This window comes from Amycolatopsis rhizosphaerae (assembly GCF_007713715.1).
Taxonomy (GTDB): domain Bacteria; phylum Actinomycetota; class Actinomycetes; order Mycobacteriales; family Pseudonocardiaceae; genus Amycolatopsis_E; species Amycolatopsis_E rhizosphaerae.
Genome location: NZ_VJWX01000419.1, coordinates 1 through 6,239, shown reverse-complemented (window position 1 = coordinate 6,239; position 6,239 = coordinate 1). Strand labels below are relative to the sequence as shown.

The 6,239-nt window shown below is 71.3% G+C and carries 5 protein-coding genes; all 5 read right to left on the bottom strand.

Translation table 11 applies throughout. The features are described 5' to 3' along the window. Positions 1-650, bottom strand: a 650-nt coding sequence (bioD, locus tag FNH05_RS29290; RefSeq protein WP_144592083.1) for a dethiobiotin synthase, incomplete at its 3' end; no start/stop codon positions are given. Between the two features lie 69 nt (positions 651-719). Then, positions 720-3,002 (bottom strand): SulP family inorganic anion transporter, encoded by a 2,283-nt coding sequence (locus FNH05_RS29285; protein WP_144592085.1) that lies wholly within the window; start codon positions 3,000-3,002, stop codon positions 720-722. Positions 3,003-3,344: 342 nt separating this feature from the next. Beyond that, positions 3,345-4,625: an adenosylmethionine--8-amino-7-oxononanoate transaminase gene (locus FNH05_RS29280; protein WP_144592082.1), complete on the bottom strand. Its 1,281-nt coding sequence runs from the start codon at positions 4,623-4,625 to the stop codon at positions 3,345-3,347. A gap of 33 nt (positions 4,626-4,658) precedes the next feature. Further along, positions 4,659-5,864, bottom strand: coding sequence for a cytochrome P450 family protein (locus FNH05_RS29275; RefSeq protein ID WP_144592084.1), 1,206 nt, complete (start codon positions 5,862-5,864; stop codon positions 4,659-4,661). A gap of 71 nt (positions 5,865-5,935) precedes the next feature. Next, positions 5,936-6,239: SRPBCC domain-containing protein (locus tag FNH05_RS29270; RefSeq protein WP_144592081.1), on the bottom strand; the 304-nt coding region annotated here is incomplete at its 5' end.

Genomic DNA, 6,239 nt, shown 5'->3' with positions numbered 1-6,239 from the left:
GCCCGGGCCCTGGCGAGGAACCCGGCCCGGTCCTGCCCGCCGATCCCGGCGGGCAGGGCGCCGAGCAGCGGTGCGCCGGCGGCGACCGGCAGGTCCACCACATTGCAGAGCATGGCCAGATCGGGCTCGGCAGGCCACGAGCCGATCACCACACCGGGCACGTGCAGGCCGCGAGCGGTGGCGACCTCCGCGGTGAGCGCCGTGGCGTTGAGCGTGCCGAGGCCCGCCTCGGCCACCACCAGGACGGCGGCGCCGAGCGCCCACGCGACGTCGGCGAGGGTGCTGCCATCGGGGCCGAACCGGACCAGCAGGCCCCCCGCCCCCTCGACCAGCACCAGATCGTGTCCGGTGCCGAGTTCGGTCGCCGCCGCGGCGATCTCGGCAGGCCCGACCACCGGGATGCCGCTGCGCCGGGCGGCCGCCTCCGGCGACAGCGGGTCCGGGTAGCGCCGCAGCTCGCGCGTGGTGACTTCGCCCGCCAGCCGCACCACCTCGGCGAGGTCACCCGGCTCGCCCGGAGCCACGCCCGTCTGCGCCGGTTTGAGCACCGCGACCCGCCTGCCGTCCGCCCTGCCGAGTGCGGCGATCGCGGCGGTCACGGCCGTCTTGCCGACGCCGGTACCCGTTCCGGTCACTACCAGGATGCTCACGGCAGTTCACCGTAGTACCGGCGTCGGCGCAGTGGCCCTTCCCCGCTTCAATTCACCGCCGATCGCCTCCTAACCGGTGACGCTCCGGCGGCCCGCCGAGGTGAACGTGCCGCTTCCGGCGTCGTAGAGGTGCACCCTGGCTGCACCCACGTCGAAGTACATGCCCACCAGTTCGATGTCCCCGCGCGCCTGGGCACGGGCGATGGTCGGGTACTCCCGGAGCCGGTCGAGCTGTTGCAGCACGTTGTGCAGCGCCAGTCGGTCGGTTTCCGATCCGGGCACCTCGCCCTCGATCGTGACCGGCGAGTGCCGCCGGGCCCGCTCCAGGCTCGGCGCGGCATGCCGCAGCCACGTGCGCAGGGCGGGGCTGTCCGCCGGGGCCCCGTCGATGAGGGCCTTCATCGCCCCGCACGAGGAATGCCCGCACACCACGATCTCGCGCACCTTAAGCACGTCCACGGCGAACTCCAGTGAGGCCCCGATCGAGGCGTCGGCCCCGTCCTCGCAGAGGGCGTGGTCCGGCACCAGGTTGCCGATGTTGCGGATGGTGAACAGGTCGCCCGGCCCGCTGCTGGTGATCAGGTTCGGCACGATCCGCGCGTCGCCGCAGGTGAGGAACAACGTCTGCGGTTCATGCACGTTCGCCAGCCTGCTCAGGATCGGCCGGACCAGTTCCGCGGTGCGGCGCTCGAACTCCACCATTCCCCGGCGCATCGAGCTTTCCGGCGAGCGCTGGGCGGGGACCTCCACCGCCGTGTCCTCCTGCCCGCGCTGCCACTGCGACCACGGGGCGAACCAGCGGGGCACGACCGGCTTGGCCCGCGCCCGGTGCACGGTCGGTTCCCCCGCCTTGCCGCGCTCGAACCACGGGTGCCCGATCTCGTCCACCAGTACCCGGCCCCCGGCCCGCTCGTGGGCCTGCTGCCAGCTCGAAAGGAGGTCGAAGGCGGCGTGGTCGAGGTAGTCGACGACGAGTTCGAGGGTGACGCGCGTGCCCCGTGGGATGCCGCCGAGGACGGCCGAAAGCCGGGGGATCGACAGGGCCGACAGCGCGCCTTCGACCACGACACGCCATTCCTCGCCGTCGCGTTCGGCGTGGATGCCGGCCCAGAGCAGCCGCCGCAGCATGATCACCGCGGCGGTGCCGAGCCCGACCAGCACCCCGGTGAGCAGATCGAACGCGACCACCCCGCCCAGCGTGATCAGGTAGACCGGCAGATCCCCGTGCCGGAGCACGTCCTTGATGTGCTCGACGTTCACCAGCCGGGCACCCACGTGCACCAGGAGCCCCGCCAGCGCGGCGAGCGGGATGTTGCGGACGAGCCCGGCCAGCACCGCCACGAACAGCAGGACCCACAGCCCGTGCAGCACCGCGGAGGCGCGGGAGCGCGCGCCGGACTGGACGTTGGTGGAGCTGCGGACGATCACACCGGTAACGGGCAGGCCGCCGAGCGCCCCGGACGCTAGGTTCGCGGCCCCCTGCCCCACGAGTTCACGGTTGAGATCGGCTCTCGGCCCGGTGTGCATCTTGTCGGTGGCCACGGCGGAGAGCAGGCTCTCGACACTCGCGACCAGCGCCACGGTCACGGCGGCGAGGCCGAAGTCGAACCAGCCGCCGTCGGGAAGCATCGGCACGAAGCGGATTTCGAGCACGTTCGACGGCACGTCCACGCGGGGCACGTTCATACCGGCGGCCACGGACAGGACCGTGACCCCGGCGATGGCGACCAAGGGGCCTGGCACCTTGCGGACGGCCGCGGGCAGCCTGCCCCAGATCAGCAGCACGGCGATGGTGAGCAGGCCGAGCAGAGTGGCCTGGCCGTGCAGGGCCACCAGTTGGCGCGGGAGCTGGAGCAGGTTGTCCACGGGGGAGCTCTGTGCGCTGCCGCCCAGTACGACGTGCAGCTGGGCCAGCACGATGGTCACGCCGATGCCGGCGAGCATGCCGTGCACGATGGCCGGGGAGATGGCGAGCGCGGCGCGGGCCACGCGGCTGAGCCCGAAGAGGATCTGCAGCATTCCGGCCAGCATGGTGATCGCACAGGTGGCGGCCCAGCCGAACTCGGCGATGGTCTCGGCCATGATCACGGTGAGCCCCGCCGCCGGACCGCTGACCTGCAGGGCCGATCCGCCGAGCGCTCCGGCCACTATGCCGCCGACGATCGCCGCGATCAGCCCGGCGACCACCGGGGCCCCCGAGGCGAGCGCGATGCCCAGCGAGAGGGGAACCGCCACCAGGAACACCACCAGCGAAGCCGGGAGGTCGTGGCGCAGGGTGTGCAGCGCCGACCGCCAGCGCGGGCCGGGTGGTGCGTGCTCGTGCTCGCGTTCACGAGCGGACAGGTCGATCATTCGTGCCTCCGTCATGAGGGCCCCGATACGGGGGGTGGCAGGGGAATCCGGCATCCGCGATGACAGCCGGCAATCCAGTGATACCGAAAACCGGGCGGAATGTCCGTTATGTAAAGAGATCCTCACGTCTTGTTCACAATGAACCGCGAGCGACATTCCGGGAGATTCCGGACCAAACCACGCAACCCGGAGCAGGAAAGCGTCACTCTCACGAGTGGCGACATCGGACGTTGACGACACCGCGTGATCACTTTTCCCGCAGTCACCGCGCTCACACCAAATCGGGTGAACCTTGGCTCCGTCCACTCAGGACACTGCCGCCAGTGCTCCGTGGAAGCCGCCTCAGGCCACGCGCGCGGCGGCCACCATCGCCTCCGCGATCGAGGCGATCTCGTCGTCGCCACACAGGTACGGCGGCATGGTGTACACCAGGTCGCGGAACGGCCGCAGCCACACCCCGCGCTCCGTGGCGGCCACCGTCGCCTTCGCCAGGTCCACCGGATGATCGAGCTGCACCACCCCGATCGCCCCGAGCACCCGCACGTCCACCACCGTGCCGAGCCCGGAGGCGGCGGCGAGACCCGCGCTCAGGCCGGCCTCGATCCGCCGGACCTCCGCCCGCCAGTCCCGCTCGGCCAGCAGGTCGAGCGAGGCGTTGGCGACCGCCGAGGCCAGCGGGTTGCCCATGAACGTGGGACCGTGTGCCAGCACCGGCACCTCGCCCCGCGAGATCCCGGCGGCCACCTCCGGCGTGCACAGCGCGGCGGCCAGGCTCAGGTAGCCGCCGGTCAGCGCCTTGCCGAGGCACAGGACGTCGGGGGTCACCCCCGCGTGCTCCGCGGCGAACAGCGCGCCGGTGCGCCCGAAGCCGGTGGCGATCTCGTCGAAGACCAGCAGCACGTCATGGGCCTCGGTCAGCTCGCGCAGCACCCGGAGATATCCGGGGTGGTGGAATCGCATGCCCCCGGCGCCCTGGACCACGGGTTCGACGATGACGGCGGCCAGTTCCCCGGCGTGCCGCGCGATCGACGCCTCGAGAACATCCACATAGGACTGTTCCACCGGTGCACCGAAGCCCGCGGGCGGTTCGGGCACGAAGACCTGCTCCGGCAGCACACCCCGCCACAGCGCGTGCATTCCGCCCTCCGGATCGCACACGCTCATCGGGTGGAAGGTGTCTCCGTGGTAGCCCCCGCGCCAGGTCAGCAGACGGCGCTTCTCCCCGCGCCCCGCCGACCGCCAGTACTGCAGGCACATCTTGACCGCCACTTCGACGGCCACCGACCCCGAATCGCAGAGGAAAACGTGCTCCAGCCCGTCCGGGGTCAGCTCCGCCAGCCGCGTGGCGAGCCGGATCGCCGGTTCGTGCGTCAGCCCGCCGAACATGACATGGCTCATCCGGCCCGCCTGCGTGGTCAGGGCCGCGTCGAGCACCGGGTTCCGGTAGCCGTGGATGGCCGCCCACCACGAGGACATGCCGTCCACCAGCTCCCGGCCGTCCGCCAGCCGCAACCGCACCCCGGAGGCCTCGGTCACCAGCAGCGGCGGCACCTGCCCCGGCATCGGGGCGTAGGGATGCCACACGTGCCGGGCGTCGAGAGCGAGCAGTTCCTCCGGGCGCACAGCCGGCACCCTACCCCGGTGCTCCCGCGGGACTCAGCCGACGCGGACCGGCAGGGTTTCCAGTGCCCGGATCAGCGTGCTGTCCCGCCACCGCAACGCCCCCGCCTCTCCGTCGAGTTCCAGCTTCGGGAACCGGCTCACCAGCTTGCCCAGTGCGATCCCGGCTTCGAGGCGGGCCAGCGGCGCGCCGACGCAGTAGTGGATCCCGTGCCCGAAGGCGAGATGGCCCCCGGCCGCACGGGTCACGTCGAGCCGGTCGGGTTCGGGGAACCGTTCCGCGTCCCGGTTCGCGGCCATCAGCGACACCATGACGAACTCGCCCTCCGGGATTTCGACCTCACCGACGAGGACCGGCTCGGTCGTGAAGCGCACGGTGGCGACATTGATCGGACCGTCGAACCTCAGGAACTCCTCGACCGCGTTGGGCACCAGCGAGGGATCCGACCGCAGCATCGCGAGCTGATCGGGGTGGCGCAGCAGGGCCAGTACACCGTTGCCGATCAGGTTGACCGTGGTCTCGTGGCCCGCGACCAGCAGCAGGAAGGCCATCGAGACGAGTTCGACCTCCGAGAGCTGATCGTCCGCGTCCGACACGTGGACCAGGTCGGAGAGCAGATCCTCGGTCGGTTTCCCGCGCTTGGCCGCGATCAGTTCGGCGAGGTAGGCGGCCAGCGCGGTGGAATCCTCGTGCAGCCGCTCGGGGGTTGAGGCCGAGACGATGGTGTTGGACCAGGCCCGGAACCGGTCGCGATCCGTGCTGGGCACCCCGAGGAGTTCGCAGATGACCGTGATCGGCAGCGGGAAGGCGAAGGCCTCGAGCAGGTCCACCGTGCCCGCCGCGGCCACCTCGTCGAGCAACTCGTCCGCGATCTCCTCGATCCGGGGCCGCAAGCGGGACACGGTGCGCGCGGTGAACGCCTTGTTCACCAGCTTGCGCAGCCGGGTGTGATCCGGTGGGTCCGTGTTGAGCATGTGCGCGGCCAGCGACGAGGAGAAGGCGGCCTGGCCCGTCGCGGTGATCCTCTGCCGGAACAGCTCCGCCGCCCGCTGGTTGTCCTTGCTCAGCCGGGGATCGGCGAGCAGCTCCCTGGCCTCGGCGTAGCGGGTGACCAGCCAGACCCGCAGACCTCTCGGCATGATCGCCGGGCGGACCGGTGCTTCGGCACGCAGAGCGGCATAGACGGCGTGCGGATCGTGGATGAAGTCGTGATCGAGCTGGACCGGCTCGTCGAGCAGCATGTCCTTTTCCTCCCACCAGTGACCGTCCTCGTGTCCCGACAACGGCTCACCGGGGGAAATCGTGCCCGTGCTCAGCGGGTGGCTGCCGCCAGCGCCTCCGCCACGCGGTCCATCTTCGCCTGCCAGTACTCGTGCTGCGCGGCACGTTCTTCCGGACCCGAAAGCCGTTCCTGGTGGAATCGCAGCGCGGTCTTCGGGCCCGACGACCGGACCGTCACCTGCACCGTGGAGTCGTGCCCCCAGCCGGACGGGCGCCAGGTCAGCCGCACCCGGTCCAGCGGGTGGAAACTCCGGATCTCCCCGGTGATTCCGTCGTCGGTCCGGTAGGGCGCGCCTCGTTCGAGCGGGAGCGGCACACCCGGCCCGAGCCAGAGT

Excerpts from the sequence above, each read along its gene's own strand:
- FNH05_RS29285 (WP_144592085.1), bottom strand. The coding sequence starts at position 3,002 with ATGATCGACCTGTCCGCTCGTGAACGCGAGCACGAGCACGCACCACCC.
- FNH05_RS29275 (WP_144592084.1), bottom strand. The coding sequence starts at position 5,864 with ATGCTGCTCGACGAGCCGGTCCAGCTCGATCACGACTTCATCCACGAT.